16 protein-coding genes are annotated in these 13,475 nt (G+C 64.9%); 5 read left to right on the top strand and 11 right to left on the bottom strand.

Annotated features, from left to right (window positions below; genetic code table 11):
- The first annotated feature begins 2 nt into the window (after positions 1-2).
- On the top strand, positions 3-488 hold the full coding sequence (locus OVY48_RS13785) for a RidA family protein (protein ID WP_313923231.1): 486 nt from the start codon (positions 3-5) through the stop codon (positions 486-488).
- On the opposite strand, the gene OVY48_RS13780 is transcribed toward OVY48_RS13785, so the two are convergent.
- The 8 genes from OVY48_RS13780 to OVY48_RS13745 all read right to left on the bottom strand — a co-directional run bounded on the left by OVY48_RS13780 (position 479) and on the right by OVY48_RS13745 (position 5,674).
- Complete coding sequence (locus OVY48_RS13780) at positions 479-769, bottom strand: GIY-YIG nuclease family protein (protein ID WP_313923230.1); 291 nt, start codon at positions 767-769, stop codon at positions 479-481. The genes OVY48_RS13785 and OVY48_RS13780 overlap by 10 nt on opposite strands.
- Before the next feature lie 54 nt (positions 770-823).
- Positions 824-1,021, bottom strand: a complete 198-nt coding sequence (locus tag OVY48_RS13775) for a Trm112 family protein (RefSeq protein ID WP_313923229.1) — start codon at positions 1,019-1,021, stop codon at positions 824-826.
- Positions 1,018-1,632: an LON peptidase substrate-binding domain-containing protein gene (locus OVY48_RS13770; protein ID WP_313923228.1), complete on the bottom strand. Its 615-nt coding sequence runs from the start codon at positions 1,630-1,632 to the stop codon at positions 1,018-1,020. The genes OVY48_RS13775 and OVY48_RS13770 overlap by 4 nt, the downstream gene beginning before the upstream one ends.
- The gene (locus OVY48_RS13765; RefSeq protein WP_069065983.1) at positions 1,632-2,543 is read right to left on the bottom strand and encodes a tetratricopeptide repeat protein; all 912 of its coding nucleotides are present in this window, start codon (positions 2,541-2,543) and stop codon (positions 1,632-1,634) included. The genes OVY48_RS13770 and OVY48_RS13765 overlap by 1 nt, the downstream gene beginning before the upstream one ends.
- 86 nt (positions 2,544-2,629) lie before the next feature.
- The gene (locus tag OVY48_RS13760) at positions 2,630-3,478 is read right to left on the bottom strand and encodes a MipA/OmpV family protein (protein ID WP_313923227.1); all 849 of its coding nucleotides are present in this window, start codon (positions 3,476-3,478) and stop codon (positions 2,630-2,632) included.
- Between the two features lie 90 nt (positions 3,479-3,568).
- A complete protein-coding gene (locus tag OVY48_RS13755; protein ID WP_069065981.1) occupies positions 3,569-4,006 on the bottom strand; it encodes a DUF2141 domain-containing protein in 438 nt (145 codons plus the stop codon).
- On the bottom strand, positions 4,003-4,734 hold the full coding sequence (locus OVY48_RS13750; protein ID WP_313923226.1) for a sterol desaturase family protein: 732 nt from the start codon (positions 4,732-4,734) through the stop codon (positions 4,003-4,005). Before OVY48_RS13750 ends, OVY48_RS13755 begins: the two co-directional genes overlap by 4 nt.
- A gap of 49 nt (positions 4,735-4,783) precedes the next feature.
- Positions 4,784-5,674, bottom strand: a complete 891-nt coding sequence (locus tag OVY48_RS13745) for a prephenate dehydratase (protein ID WP_313923225.1) — start codon at positions 5,672-5,674, stop codon at positions 4,784-4,786.
- 185 nt (positions 5,675-5,859) lie between these two features.
- Between OVY48_RS13745 and OVY48_RS13740 the strand changes: the two genes are divergently transcribed.
- On the top strand, positions 5,860-6,480 hold the full coding sequence (locus OVY48_RS13740; RefSeq protein WP_313923224.1) for a cytochrome c family protein: 621 nt from the start codon (positions 5,860-5,862) through the stop codon (positions 6,478-6,480).
- Positions 6,481-6,896: 416 nt separating this feature from the next.
- Here OVY48_RS13740 and OVY48_RS13735 read toward each other — a convergent pair whose 3' ends face one another.
- Positions 6,897-8,213 carry a hemolysin family protein gene (locus OVY48_RS13735; protein WP_037473266.1) on the bottom strand — a complete coding sequence of 439 codons (1,317 nt, stop codon included), beginning with the start codon at positions 8,211-8,213 and terminating at the stop codon, positions 6,897-6,899.
- Positions 8,214-8,361: 148 nt separating this feature from the next.
- Between OVY48_RS13735 and OVY48_RS13730 the strand changes: the two genes are divergently transcribed.
- On the top strand, positions 8,362-9,042 hold the full coding sequence (locus OVY48_RS13730; protein WP_313923223.1) for an OmpA family protein: 681 nt from the start codon (positions 8,362-8,364) through the stop codon (positions 9,040-9,042).
- A gap of 262 nt (positions 9,043-9,304) precedes the next feature.
- On the opposite strand, the gene purN is transcribed toward OVY48_RS13730, so the two are convergent.
- Positions 9,305-10,255 carry a phosphoribosylglycinamide formyltransferase gene (gene purN / locus OVY48_RS13725; protein ID WP_313923222.1) on the bottom strand — a complete coding sequence of 317 codons (951 nt, stop codon included), beginning with the start codon at positions 10,253-10,255 and terminating at the stop codon, positions 9,305-9,307.
- A gap of 106 nt (positions 10,256-10,361) precedes the next feature.
- A complete protein-coding gene (gene purM / locus OVY48_RS13720; protein WP_037473269.1) occupies positions 10,362-11,456 on the bottom strand; it encodes a phosphoribosylformylglycinamidine cyclo-ligase in 1,095 nt (364 codons plus the stop codon).
- A gap of 91 nt (positions 11,457-11,547) precedes the next feature.
- Here purM and OVY48_RS13715 point away from each other — a divergent pair, with 91 nt between their 5' ends.
- Together OVY48_RS13715 and OVY48_RS13710 are read left to right on the top strand one after the other, a co-directional pair.
- Entirely contained in the window at positions 11,548-12,837 is a 1,290-nt protein-coding gene (locus tag OVY48_RS13715) for a hypothetical protein (protein ID WP_069066989.1), read from the top strand.
- Positions 12,834-13,472, top strand: a complete 639-nt coding sequence (locus OVY48_RS13710; RefSeq protein WP_096060807.1) for a chromosomal replication initiator DnaA — start codon at positions 12,834-12,836, stop codon at positions 13,470-13,472. Before OVY48_RS13715 ends, OVY48_RS13710 begins: the two co-directional genes overlap by 4 nt.
- Positions 13,473-13,475 lie beyond the last annotated feature (3 nt).

Raw genomic sequence — 13,475 nt, 5'->3', positions numbered from 1 at the left:
TGATGGTCCGCCTGATCCCCGCCGCCCTGCTGCTGGCTACCACGCCTTCGTTTGCGCAGCCTGCCGCCGCGCCGCAGCCGATGCCCGCCAGCCTGCCCTTCTCCCCCGCCATCCGAGTGGGCGATATTCTCTATATGTCGGGGCAGATCGGCCAGGTGCCCGAAGGCATGGACGCGCATAAGGAAGGGTTCGACGCGGCGGTCAGGGGCGCGATGGATGCGATTGGCGGTATCCTCAAGGATAATGGTCTCGACTTTGGCGATGTCGTCAAATGCACGGTCATGCTGGACGACATGGCCGACTGGCCCCGCTTCAACGCCGCCTATATGCCCTATTTTGCCGGCAAGCGCTTGCCCGCGCGCAGTGCTTTCGGCGCGGACGGCCTGGCGCTCGGCGCGCCGCTGGAAGTGGAATGTATCGCGGCCTATGCTTCACCAACCGCCGTTCGTCCTGAGCCTGTCGAAGGACGCGCGCCAACCTATCCCTGACTCTGCCGATTGCGTGCCAACAGGCTCAACCGCGCCCAGTCACCATCAATCAGTGCCTGCTTTTTCGCCCGGCTCCAGCCCTTGATCCGCCGCTCTGCCGTCAAGGCTTCGTCGCGGGTGCCGAAACTTTCGGTCCAGACCAGATGGAGCGGTCTACGCGCGAAGGTATAGCCGGGGATCATCCCCATTTCGTGCGCCGCGATCCGGCTCTCCAGGTCATCCGTATGCCCGGCATAGAAGCTGCCGTCGCTGCATCGAAGAAGATAGGCGTGGAAGGCCATCGCTTTTGCGCGTCCTTCGACAGGCTCAGGACGAACGGGGGACTGTGAAAGGCATCATGGGATAGCCACAGCCTCGCGCGCCAACAGTACCGGGACGCCGTCGCGGACCGGATAGGCCAGGCCCGCCGCTTCCGATATGAGCGCGCCGCGCACCGCGTTCCAGCGCAAGGGCGTGCGGGTTACCGGGCATACCAGCTTGGCGAAGAGCCAGGGGTCGATTGGCCCAGCCTCGCTTACTGCAGTCTCGCTCACTGCATCGTCGCGCCGCCATCGCGGTCGGCGCGGCCGACGATCTGCATCAGTTGGATGATGCGCTCCGACCGTTCGGACAGCGTGTCGGCTTCCAGCAAGGTCTGCTTGGCGGCGGGGTCGAACGGGGCGATCTGAGCGATGCCGTTGACCAGCGACGTGTCGTCCAGCCGCGACACGGCGGTCCAGTCCACCACATAGCCGAGCGCATCGGCAAAGCGCCGCGATTCCTGCTCCAGCGCGGCGCGTTCGACCGCGTGCAGCACTTCTTCTTCCTGCGGCGCCTGCTCAATGTCCGCTTCGATCTGGCGGAATTGCGTCGCCACCGGCAGTTCGCGGACGAAGCGGAAGCGGGCGAGGCCGGTCAGGATGATGTTGAACCGCCCATCCTCCATCGCCTCGATATGGCTGACATGGCCCAGGCACCCCATGTCGAACAGCGAAGGCACCGGGCCGCCTTCGCGCGGCTGGATCATGCCGATGCGCCGGTCGCGCGCCATCGCGTCATGGATCAGCGCCCGGTAGCGCGGCTCGAAAATATGCAGCGGCAGGTCCATGCCCGGCAACAACAAGGCGCCGGACAAGGGAAAGATCGAGACGCGCGCGAGGGGCATCAGGCGAAGAGAATCTGCGACAGCTTGCGACGCTGCGCGGATACCCAAGGATCTTCCAGCCCAACGGCTTCGAAGATGGTGACGAGTTGCGCGCGCGCCGCGCCTTCGTTCCAGGTCCGGTCGCGCCGCACGATTTCCAGCAGCGCGTCGGCGGCCCCGTCGCGGTCGCCATTGGCCATCAGACCGCCCGCCAATTCGAACCGGGCTTCATGATCGTCGGGATCGGCGGCAACTTTCGCTTCCACCGCCGAGAGGTCGGCCAATGGCTTGACGTCGCGCGCCAGCGCGATCGCCGCGCGCGCCTGATCGACCGCACCATGCCGGGCGATCTCGGCGGGCAAGGCCGCCAACAGCGCTTCGGCCTCGTCCAGCTGGCCCAGCATCACCAGCGCCCGCGCTTGTCCTGCGACCACCTCGACCATGTCGGGGGCCATTTGCGCGATCTGCGTGAACACCGACAGCGCGCGCTCGGCGTCGCCCTCGGCCAGCAATTCCTCGCCCATGGCGATCAACGGCGCGATTTCCTGCGCCTGCGACCTTTCTTCCGATTCGATCGGCAGTTGCGACAGCAATTGGTCGAGATATTGTTTGAGCGCGCCTTCGGTCCGCGCCTGGGTCAAATCCGCGACGGGCTGGCCCTGGAACACGGCATAGACGGTCGGGATCGACTGGACCCGAAACTGGCTGGCGATGAAGCCATTGTCGTCGACATTGACCTTGACCAGCTTGACGCCCTTGGTCGCATAGTCGGCGCAGACCTTCTCGATGATCGGGGTCAGTTGCTTGCACGGGCCGCACCATTCGGCCCAGAAATCGACGATCACCAGCTGGGTGCGCGACGGCTCCACCACGTCCTGGCGAAACGCCTCAATCGCCGCCTTGTCGGCCTCGCTCAATCCCAGGGTCGCCACGCTTCAATCTCCTGCCAATGCGGTGTGTCGCCGCCTCCATATATCGCCATATGGGGCGCGTCACCCTTGTCCCGCAAGATCGCCTGTCAGAAGGTGTAGCCGACGCCGACCGCCCCGACGAACTGGTTGCGCGATCCGACATCCGACACGATCGGCGAATCGGCATATTTGCCGAGCAAGCGGGTGTAGCCGGCGACACCGAAGATCGCCCAGCCCGTGCGGATATCGCCCGACAGCGACTTGCCTGCCGACAGGTTGACGTTCATCCGGCGAAAGCCCGATCCGCGCCCTGCACGGTCATAGACGTCCAGCCCACTGGCCAGACTATCCTGCGGCGTGATGTCGAAATAATAGCGGCCATATTTCTTGCCGACATAATCGGCCGACACGCCCAGGCCGACAAAGGTGGTCATCGACAGCGGCGTGAAATATTCGACCGACGGCGTTATGACGAAGGAGCCATGGGCGCCCGCAACATCCTTGGTCACGGCGACGCGGGCCGACAGATTATCATAATCGCTGGTGATCACCCCGGTCTTGCCGATGCCGATAAAGCCGCCCACTTCCAGCGCGAAGTCCCGCTTCCCCAACGCCTGCACGGCGTCATCCTTGATGGCCTTGCGGCTGGTACGGTCAAATCGCAGGTTGACGACCGGCCCCAGTTCGAAATCGACGCCTGGCCCGGTCGGATCGGCAATGGCATCGACATAGAGGGCGGTGCCGCGTGTCCAGAAGGCGATATCGTTCACCTTGCCGCGCGCCTGGGCAATGGGCAGGACACGATATTCGTCCGACCCCTCATAGCTCGGGATCATGGCGGCACCGGCCCCGATGGTCAGCGTGCTATGCTGTTCTTCTTCCTGCGCCAGTGCGGGCGCGGCGAGGGACAGGGTCGCGACGAATGTCGCGGCCAGCGAGCAGCGGAAAAATGGCATGAATGACCCTGTTGTTTTTTAACGTGCGTTCAGGGTTCTGAATGTTTCGGGCGGGTGACAGGTTCCCGCCGATGCGGCCAACCGATCAAGTCACAGGAAATATTTGAGCTTTATATCCTGTTCGACCGGCGCCCCCGCGACCGGGAAACTGGCCGATTGAAAGCTCGGCGCGCCAAAGCGCAGCGCCGGGTTTCGGGAAAAGCCGACGCCTTCGCGCGGTATCCCGGCGAAGGTATCCAATTTGCCATTGGCATTTTCGTCATGGATGATGGCGATGGCATAGCGGCCCGGCGCCATGGCACCCAACGCCACCGCCCCGCCCTGCGCCGCGACGGCGAAATGGCGCTTGTCGGGATCCTTGGTGCAGTCGGGGAAATATTCCGGCATCCGGGTGACGCAGACCAATATCTGCCCCTTGCCCGATCGCAGGCCTTCCAGCGCCATGCTGACCGACTGGGGCTGGCCCAGCGGCGCAGCCCCCCTCAATCCCGCCAGCGCGATGACAGCCATCGCCAACCGCCCGATCATGCGCGCGCCTTCGTCGTGAAATCGCCCAGCCCCTGGTCGGTGCCGCACAGTCGGTCCCAAAAGCGGAAATAGAGGCCATAATTGCAATTATAGCGGTCATGATGCCGCTGATGATGCGTCGCGGTGATCAGCCATCCGCCGATCGGCCCGCGCACCAGCCAGCGCGGGAACATCTCCCACCCCATATGATTGCTGACCCCCATGACCGTCATGATCGTCAGCACAACGCCAAGCGCGCCGACATGGATGGGGATGAGGAACACCAGCGCCGGGATCACCACCGCGCCGGTCAGCGCCTCCCAGGGGTGGAAGCTCATCGCTGCCCAGGCCGTGGGCGGGCGGCTGGCATGATGCACCGCATGGGCAACGCGGAACAGCTTGGGCCGATGCATCCAGCGGTGGGTCCAATAGAACCAGGTGTCGTGCGCGGCGAGATAGAGCAGCACCGACAGCGGCAGATACCAGAGTGGCATGGCGGCGACATCGGTGTAGATGCGCGTCCAGCCATGCGCCTGCCAGCCCCAGGCGACCACGCCCGCGGGTATGCCATAGATCAGCGCGGAGGCGAGCGACCAGGCGATCTCCCGCCCCATCTGCTTTTCCAGGCCGCGATACAGGCCTGGCTGGCGAATCCGGGTCGCCAGCGCAAAGCCCCCGCTCGCCAACAGATACCGCACGCCGACAATGGCGCTCATCGCCAGGGCGGACAAAAGAATAGCTGCGACCATGAAGCGCCTATAGGCGCGATTGCGCGGCTGCGAAAGCGGGAGCCTGCACTTAAGTGCGGGGACGCGCCTGCCGATAGCTGCCCAGCACCCGCACCCATTTGGTATGGAACTCCAGTTCGGCGAGCGCCCGGTCGACCGCCGGATCGCCCGGCATCCCTTCGATATCGCAGAAAAATTCGGTCGCGGCGAAGCTCGCCCCGCGCTGGTAGCTTTCCAGCTTGGTCATATTGACGCCATTGGTCGCAAAGCCGCCCATCGCCTTGTAGAGCGCGGCGGGGACATTCTTCACCTCGAACAAAAAGGTGGTCATGACCGGGCCGACATTGGCGATCGGCATTTTGGGTTCGCGCGCCAGCACCAGGAAGCGCGTCATATTATCGTCGCTATCCTCGATATTCTCGGCGATCAGGCGCAGGCCGTAGAGTTCCGCCGCCAGATAAGGCGCGATCGCCCCTTCGCCCGGCGTCTTGCGTTCCGCCACCAGCGCCGCCGCGCCCGCCGTATCGGCATAGGCAACCGGCTGGATACCGCGCTCGCGCAGATAGTGGCGGCATTGGCCAAGCGCCTGGGGGTGGCTGATCGCGCTTTTCACCGGGCTATTGTCGGGCGCCATAAGGCAATGGCGGATGCGCAGGAAATATTCGTCGACGATCGCCAGCCCCGATTCGGGTAGCAGGAAATGCATGTCCGCCACCCGCCCATGCAGGCTGTTTTCGATCGGGATGATGGCGCGCGCGGCGAGGCCATTGCGCACCGCATCGATCGCATCTTCGAACGCGAAACAGGGCAAAGGCACGCAATCGGGCGCATAGCCCAAGGCCGCGAGGTGCGAATTGGCCCCCGGCGCGCCCTGATAGGCGACGGCACGGGCCGGATCGGCGGCGGCCTTGGCCGCGAGGTCGGCGACAATGATGCGGGCGGGGGCGGGATAATTGTCCATGGGTGGCTGCGCGCTTATGCATTTGCTTGGCGCTGTGCAAGCATCGGCAGGGCGGCAGTGAACAGGACTGACATATTTCCCGCGTCAACCCGGCTTGCACCTTGGCGTGTCCGCCATTATGGCAGCCCTCAAGAGGGGGCCGGAACATAGCCGCCCGAAAAGATACGCAAGGGAAATCGAGCGAAATGGGCGATCGTTTCAATACCGTAGCGGGCTGGGCACTGTTCGCGGGCATCATCGCGCTTGGCGGCGCGATCGTCAGTTCCAAAGTTTTCCATGACGAACGGCCCGAAACCATGGGCTATGCGATCGAGGGCGTCGAAGCCGAAGGCGAAGGCGGCGCTGCCGGTCCCAGCCTCAACACCCTGCTCGCCAGCGCGGACGTCGCGGCGGGCGAAAAGGTGTTCGCCAAGTGCGCCGCCTGCCACACCGTGAACCAGGGCGGTGCGAACGGCATTGGCCCCAATCTGTGGGCGACGGTCGGCAAGGCGCATGGCCATGTCGCAGGCTTTGCCTATTCCGAAGCGCTCAAGTCGGTTCCAGGCGACTGGACCTTCGAAGCGATGGACAAGTGGCTCAAGAGCCCGCGCGAATATGCGCCGGGCACCAAGATGACCTTTGCTGGCCTTGGCAACCCCGTCGATCGCGCCAACCTGATCGCCTGGCTCAACACGCAGGGCTCCAACCTGCCCCTGCCCGCTGCCGATGCCGAACCGGCCGCCGAGGGTGACAATGCGGCCGAGGCAGGCAATGCCGCCAACGCCGCCGAAGCCCCGGCCGAGAACGCAGCCAACGCGGCGGAATAATCGGTTTCAGGTGGCACCATCCGCCTTGCGGATTTGACGGGCGCGGCACTTGTTGTCGCGCCCGTTTTGTTTGTGGGGTGGGCGTGCCGGAAGGTGGCGACTGATGTACACCTCTCCCGTCTTCACGGGAGAGGCTACGGAGACTTGGCAGCTTGCTGCCTAGTCGATGTCGGTGAGGGTCCTTTCTTCCAGATGCCTGTAAGACCCTCACCCTCCCACGCCTGCGGCGCGGGCCCCTCCCTCTCCCGTGAAGACGGGAGAGGGCAAGGTTGACGTCTGTCGCTTGCATCCTCCCCTGGCAGGGGAGGTGGATGGCCGCAGGCCAGACGGAGGGGTGTCGCCCTATCGATAGGGTGACACCCCTCCACCGGCTTCGCCGGTCCCCCTCCCCTTACCGGGGAGGAACTTGGTCTCGCTTAGCGTTCCGCTACCAGCAGCTTGTCGATCTTGCGTCCGTCCATGTCGACGATCTCGAAGCGCCAGCCCTGATCGTCGATATAGTCGCCGACTTCGGGCAAGCGCTTCATCAGCCACAGGACATGGCCGGCGACGGTCGCATAGTCGCGGTCTTCGGACAGGTCGATGCAGATGCGTTCGGCCAGTTGGTCCATCGGCATCTGGCCCGACACCAGCAGGCTGCCATCCTCGCGCTCGACCAGATCGGGTTCGTCGAACGCATCGCGGTCCGACGCGAAATGTCCGGCGATCGCCGACAGCAGGTCGGCCGGGGTCACGATGCCTTCGAAATGACCATATTCGTCATGGACCATGACCATCGGCACGTCGGAGCGGCGCAGCACTTCGAGCGCATCCATGGCATCGACCTGATCGGGCACGACCTCCGCCTTGCGCATCAGCGCGCCGACATTGAGCGCTTCGCCCCGGAACAGCGCGCTCATGATGTCGCGGGCCTGGACGATGCCGATAATGTCTTCCACCGATCCGCGGCCGACCGGCAGGCGGGTATGCGGCGTTTCCAGCAGGCGGGCGCGAATCGTGTCTTCGTCGGCGGCGATGTCGATCCAGTCGACGTCCATCCGCTGGGTCATCACTTCGCGCACCGGACGGTCGGCCAGGCGCACGACGCCCGAAATGATCGCCCGCTCGCTTTCCTCGATCACGCCCGACTTGCTCGCTTCGGCGACGATCAGATGCAGTTCCTCGGCCGTGACATGGCTTTCCGATTCGCGGTCCATGCGCAACAGCTTGAAGATCAGGCTGCTCGACCCGTCCAATATCCAGACGATCGGCGCGGTGATCTTCGAGAGCCACAGCATCGGCGTCGCGACCAGCACCGCGATCGGTTCGGGCGCGCGCAGGGCGAATTGCTTGGGCACCAGTTCGCCGATGATGAGCGAGGCATAGGTGGTCAGGCCGATCACGACGGCGAAGCCCAACGTCTGCGAGGCATCGGCCGACAGGCCGAGCCACTGCAACCGCTCGCCCACCGGCCCGCCCAGGCTCGCGCCGGAATAGGCACCGGCGATGATGCCGATGAGGGTGATGCCGATCTGGACCGTGGAGAGGAATTTGCCGGGATCGCTGGCGAGCGCGATCGCCGTCGTCGCGCCCTTGCGCCCGGCCTTCTCCAAGCCCTGCAGCCGGGGCTTGCGCGCGGAGACGATGGCGAGTTCGGACATCGCGAAGACGCCGTTCAACGCCACCAGCGCGAGGATGATGACAAGATCGGCCCAAGGAAAGGGCGTCGGATTGGGGAGGGGTATCGTGGCCATGGTGGTCAGGAAAAGGCTATACCCTCTATTCTTTCATTTGCACAACCATCCCATCATCAAGAGTTCAGTTCGCTTGTGGAACAAAGATGCCCGCTCAGCGATTTGGGGACATCCGCTCCACAGGGCGATAAGATAAGGGAATAGTTTCATGAGGATTTCACATCGCATCATCGGTGCGGCCGGTTTGGCTGCCATGCTGGCCACCACCGCCTGCACCACCGACCCGACCACGGGTCAGCGCACGATTTCGAAGGCCGCGATCGGCGGCATCGGCGGCGCATTGGGCGGCTATCTGCTGGGCGATCTGGTCGGCGGGCGCAGCGATCGGACCGAGAAGATTCTGGGCGCGGGCATCGGCGCGGTCGCGGGTGCGGGCATCGGCGCCTATATGGATGCGCAGGAACGCAAGCTGCGCGAAGAAACAGCCGGCACCGGCGTCGATGTGATTCGCGATGGCGACGACCTGCTTCTGCGCATGCCGTCGGGCATCACCTTCGCCTATGACCGGGCCGATGTGCAGCCCCAGTTCCAGCCGACGTTGAACGATGTCGCGTCGGTTCTGGCGCAATATCCCAAAACCTATATCGACGTGTTCGGCCACACCGACAGCGACGGGGCCGACGCCTACAACCAGATCCTGTCCGAACGCCGCGCCCAGGCGGTGTCGAGCTATCTGGTGAGCCGTGGCGTCCAGTCGGCCCGCATGGGCACGCGCGGTTTCGGCGAGACCCAGCCGATCGCGTCGAACGCGACCGAAGAAGGCAAGGCCGCCAACCGCCGGGTGGAGATCAAAATCTCGCCGGTGACCGAGGCTGACGTTCGGAGCTGATAGTGTATCCTTCCCTGTAAGGGGCCGAGCGGAGTCATGTGCCTCGGTTTGAGGACCACGACGAGATGGAGGGGTGTCACCCTATCGAGATGGCGACACCCCTGGCCTGCGCTTTGCGCAGCCACCTCCCCTACCAGGGGTAGATTACTAAATGCGCCGATTTTAAGACGTTTAGCCCCCTTCGATGCGATCCCGATCGCAGGCATTTGCAACAGTCCTGCCAGCGGGCGGGGGAAATTCTCCCACCCTAAAAAGCCCCCCCTTAAAACTCCTCCGCAATATCCATCAGCCCCAGCAGCTTTTTCGGCGCAACCTGCCGCCAGCTGGCGCGCAGCCGTTCTGCGATATGCTCCCAGTCCGTATCGCCCAGGTCCAGGCGGATGCCGACCCAATCGGTGCCGAAATAAGCGGGTCGATAATAGCGCGCCGGGTCGGCTTCGATCAGGCTCGCCTGTTCTTCGGGCGCGGTGGTCTTGACCAGCAGGGCGAGGATGCCGTCGCCATGATGGTCGCGGGTGAAATAGGCGAATTTCTTGCCTTTGACGATGCCGAAGCAGGGCATGCCGTGGGAGAGGATCTCGTCCGCCTGCGGCAAGGCCAGCGCAGTTTCGCGCACCTTGTTGAGCAGCCAGTCCGGGTGGCGCTCGCGGCTGACGAACGCAGCGAGGGTGCGGCTGTAGAGCTGATGCTCCGCGATCAGTGTGCGGGCGGCCAGCGTATCGGCATCGTCATCGGGCAGGATCGCGACCGGCGTCTGGCCCAGCACCGGGCCATCGTCCAGCGCCGCCGTCACGATATGCACCGAACAACCCGTATGGCTGTCGCCCGCGTCGATCGCGCGTTGATGCGTGTCCAGCCCCTTATATTTGGGCAGCAGACTGGGGTGGATGTTGAGCATCCGCTCTTCCCATCCCGCGACGAATTCGGGCGACAGCAGCCGCATATAGCCCGCCAGCGCGACAAATTGGGCACCCGCCGCGCGCAACTGCGCATCGATGATCTGGTCGAAATCGGCGCGCTTCAAGCCCTTATGGCTCTGGCCAAAGGTCGCGATCCCTTCGGCGGCGGCGAGTTTCAGCCCCGGTGCTTGCGGATCATTGGCGGCGACCAGCACGATTTCATAGGGACAGTCGTCAGCCTTGGCCGCGTAGAGCAGCGCCGCCATATTGGACCCGCGCCCGGAAATCAGGACGCCGACTTTGGCTTTAGCCATCAGTTTAACTCCGTTCGCCCTGAGCCTGTCGAAGGGCCTTACTTTTCTTAAAAGAAAGAACAGGGCTTCGACAGGCTCAGCCTGAACGGAGCAAATTTGTCTTATCTTACCCCAAATGCGTCGCTGACCAGTCGGCCTTCGCGCTCCAGGTCTCGGTCGATCCGCGCACGGTGCAGCCCTTGTCGCCCGCCTGCACCACGCCGATGCGGTGGACGCTCTCGCCCGCCGCCGCCAGCGACGTGGTGACGCCCGCGACATGGGCTTCGTCCACGGCCAGCACCATGCCGATGCCGCAGTTGAAAGTGCGCGCCATTTCGGCGGGGTCGATATGCCCCTGCGCCTGCAGGAACGCCATCAGCCGCGGCTGTTCCCAGGTGTCGGCATCGACCATCGCATGGCACCCATCGGGCAGCACGCGGGGGATGTTTTCCAGCAAACCGCCGCCTGTGATATGCGCCAGCGCATTGACCATGCCCGCGCGGACCAGCGGCAGCAGGCTTTTCACATAAATGCGCGTCGGCGCCATCAGCGCGTCGATCAGCAGCACTTCATTGTCGAAGATGGCGGGCCGATCGAGCTTCCACCCCTTGTCGGCGGCCAGGCGGCGGACCAGCGAGAAGCCGTTGGAATGAACCCCCGACGAAGCAATGCCCAGCAGCACGTCGCCCGCCTTCACCCGGTTGCCGGTCAGCACCTTGGTCCGTTCGACCGCGCCGACGCAAAAGCCCGCCAGGTCATAGTCGCCCGGCGCATACATGCCCGGCATCTCCGCGGTTTCGCCGCCGATCAGCGCGCAGCCCGCGATCCGGCAACCCTCGGCAATCCCGGCGATGACGCGCTCGGCCACGCCGCTCTCCAGCTTGCCGGTGGCATAATAATCGAGGAAGAATAGCGGCTCGGCACCCTGCACGATCAGGTCGTTGGCGCACATGGCAACCAGGTCGATGCCCACGCCATCATGGCGGCCATGGTCGATCGCGAGCTTCAGCTTCGTGCCCACGCCATCATTGGCCGCGACCAGCAGTGGATCGGTAAAGCCCGCCGCCTTGAGGTCGAAAAAGCCGCCAAAGCCGCCCAGTTCGGCGTCCGCACCGGGACGGCGGGTGGCCTTGGCCAAAGGAGCGATGGCGCGCACCAGCGCATTGCCGGCGGCGATGTCGACGCCAGCCTTGGCGTAGCTGTAGGATTCGGTATCGGTCATGGGAGACGCGCCTAGAGCAATCGATGCGAAAACGGAAGGATGCATGGGTTGGCGCTTGGCATATAGGGCAAATCCCGCCAAAAGGGCGCGCGTGAGCCTTGCCCAGACCTTGTCCCGCCTTTCTCTGTCGCCCGGCACCATGCTGCGTGCCCTGTCGCGTCCGGCACAGATCCTGTTCGCCATCGCGCTCGGCCTCGCGGCCGCCGCGCTGTTCGCGCAGATGGAGGGGGAGCGTGGCGTACCGCCGATCGCCAGCGGCGGCGATTTCGAAGTGCGCGGCGTCAAGGTCGATGTCGTCGCCAAGGATGCCGATACCGCCCGCTATGCGGGCTGGCGCATGGCCCAGCGGCAGGCGTGGCGGATGCTGTGGAGCCGCACGCATAGCGGCGCGGGTGCGCCAGCCCTGTCCGATTCGCAGATCGAGGCGATGGTGTCGGGCATCGAGATTGATTATGAACAGGCCGGGCCGACGCGCTATGTCGCGACGCTCAGCATCCTGTTCGACCGCGCCCGCACCGGCCAGTTGCTTGGCGTATCGGGCAATGCGATGCGTTCGCCGCCTCTCCTCGTCATTCCCGTAATGTGGGATGGCGGCTCGGCGGTCTCCTACGAACGCACCAATGAATGGCAAAAGGCCTGGGCACGGTATCGCACTGGTGACAGCGCCATCGACTATGTCCGCGTCGCGGGGTCGATCGCCGACCCGATCCTGCTGAACGCCGGACAGACCGGACGGCGCGGGCGGCTATGGTGGCGCGTGCTGCTCGACCAATATGGCGCGGCCGATGTGGTGATCCCGATCGCCCGGCTCGACCGCGCCTATCCCGGCGGCCCCGTGACCGCCACCTTCACTGCGCGCTATGGCCCCGACAACAGTCTGATCGGCAGCGTCACGCTACGCGCGTCCAACGACAGCGGCTTGCCCAAGATGCTGGACGAAGGCGCCCGGCGGCTCGATGAACTCTATATCCGCGCGCTCAACGACGGCCGCCTGCGGCCCGACCCCTCGCTGATCATCGAGGAACCGGTCGATCCCGCCACGCTGGAGCTGGAAAATGTGACCGAGGCGATCGTCGAAACGACCGAACTGCCCACCGCCGCCACGACCGGCACCAGCTTTGCGATCCAGTTCGACACGCCCGATGTCGGATCGGTGACGCAAGGCGAGGCGGCGGTGCGCGCGGTGCCGGGCGTCCGCTCGGCGACGACCAGCAGCCTGGCGCTCGGCGGGACATCGGTGATGCAGGTCAGTTTCGAGGGCACGGTCGAAATGCTCCGCGCGGGCCTCCAGGCACGCGGCTATACCGTCGCGGCGTCCGGTACCACGCTGCGGATCAGCCGTCGCGCCGCGCCCGCCGGACCCGCCCCCGCCGCGCAATGAGCCAGATCAGCCTGCCCTTCGACTGGCATGGCGATGCGCGCGACGGGGATTTCCTGGTCAGCGAGGCCAATGCCCAGGCCGTCACCCATCTGGAACGCTGGCGCGACTGGCCGCTGTCGGTCAGCGTCCTGACCGGCCCGCCGCGATCGGGGCGCTCGACGCTCGCCCGCCATTTCGCGCGCTTGAGCGGCGGCACCATCATCGACGAGGCGCAGGGGCAGGACGAACATCGCCTGTTCCACGCCTGGAACGCGGCGCAGACCGACCGGCGACCGCTGCTGATGGTGGGGCGCACTCCGCCCGCCAGCTGGACCGTCGCCTTGCCCGACCTGCGCTCCCGACTGGCGGCGGTGCCGCATGTCGCCATCACCGAACCCGACGAAGCGCTTGCCCGAGCGCTGATCGCCCGCGCCTTCGACCACGCCGGTGCGGGCTATGCCGCCGATCTGCCGGACTGGCTATTGCGCCGGATAGAGCGTAGCTATGGCGCGATCGACGCCGTCACCCGTCTGCTCGACGCGGCGGCGCTGTCATCTGGTCGTAAGATTTCCACCGCACTGGCGAAAGAGGCTCTGCAAGCTGCCGGATTTCTGCCTATAGTGCCGCCCGATCCTTCCACCGCCAACCGCGAGTAATCC

The sequence above is a fragment of the Sphingobium sp. SA2 genome (assembly GCF_032227065.1).
Classification (GTDB): Bacteria; Pseudomonadota; Alphaproteobacteria; order Sphingomonadales; family Sphingomonadaceae; genus Sphingobium.
The sequence above is the reverse complement of the archived record's forward strand: the minus strand, read 5'-3'. Positions and strand labels throughout refer to the sequence as shown.

Excerpts from the sequence above, each read along its gene's own strand:
- OVY48_RS13710 (WP_096060807.1), top strand. The coding sequence starts at position 12,834 with ATGAGCCAGATCAGCCTGCCCTTCGACTGGCATGGCGATGCGCGCGAC.
- OVY48_RS13780 (WP_313923230.1), bottom strand. The coding sequence starts at position 769 with ATGGCCTTCCACGCCTATCTTCTTCGATGCAGCGACGGCAGCTTCTAT.
- OVY48_RS13770 (WP_313923228.1), bottom strand. The coding sequence starts at position 1,632 with ATGCCCCTCGCGCGCGTCTCGATCTTTCCCTTGTCCGGCGCCTTGTTG.
- OVY48_RS13750 (WP_313923226.1), bottom strand. The coding sequence starts at position 4,734 with ATGGTCGCAGCTATTCTTTTGTCCGCCCTGGCGATGAGCGCCATTGTC.
- OVY48_RS13785 (WP_313923231.1), top strand. The coding sequence starts at position 3 with ATGGTCCGCCTGATCCCCGCCGCCCTGCTGCTGGCTACCACGCCTTCG.
- OVY48_RS13735 (WP_037473266.1), bottom strand. The coding sequence starts at position 8,213 with ATGGCCACGATACCCCTCCCCAATCCGACGCCCTTTCCTTGGGCCGAT.
- OVY48_RS13755 (WP_069065981.1), bottom strand. The coding sequence starts at position 4,006 with ATGATCGGGCGGTTGGCGATGGCTGTCATCGCGCTGGCGGGATTGAGG.
- OVY48_RS13760 (WP_313923227.1), bottom strand. The coding sequence starts at position 3,478 with ATGCCATTTTTCCGCTGCTCGCTGGCCGCGACATTCGTCGCGACCCTG.
- OVY48_RS13745 (WP_313923225.1), bottom strand. The coding sequence starts at position 5,674 with ATGGACAATTATCCCGCCCCCGCCCGCATCATTGTCGCCGACCTCGCG.
- OVY48_RS13740 (WP_313923224.1), top strand. The coding sequence starts at position 5,860 with ATGGGCGATCGTTTCAATACCGTAGCGGGCTGGGCACTGTTCGCGGGC.
- OVY48_RS13730 (WP_313923223.1), top strand. The coding sequence starts at position 8,362 with ATGAGGATTTCACATCGCATCATCGGTGCGGCCGGTTTGGCTGCCATG.
- purN (WP_313923222.1), bottom strand. The coding sequence starts at position 10,255 with ATGGCTAAAGCCAAAGTCGGCGTCCTGATTTCCGGGCGCGGGTCCAAT.
- purM (WP_037473269.1), bottom strand. The coding sequence starts at position 11,456 with ATGACCGATACCGAATCCTACAGCTACGCCAAGGCTGGCGTCGACATC.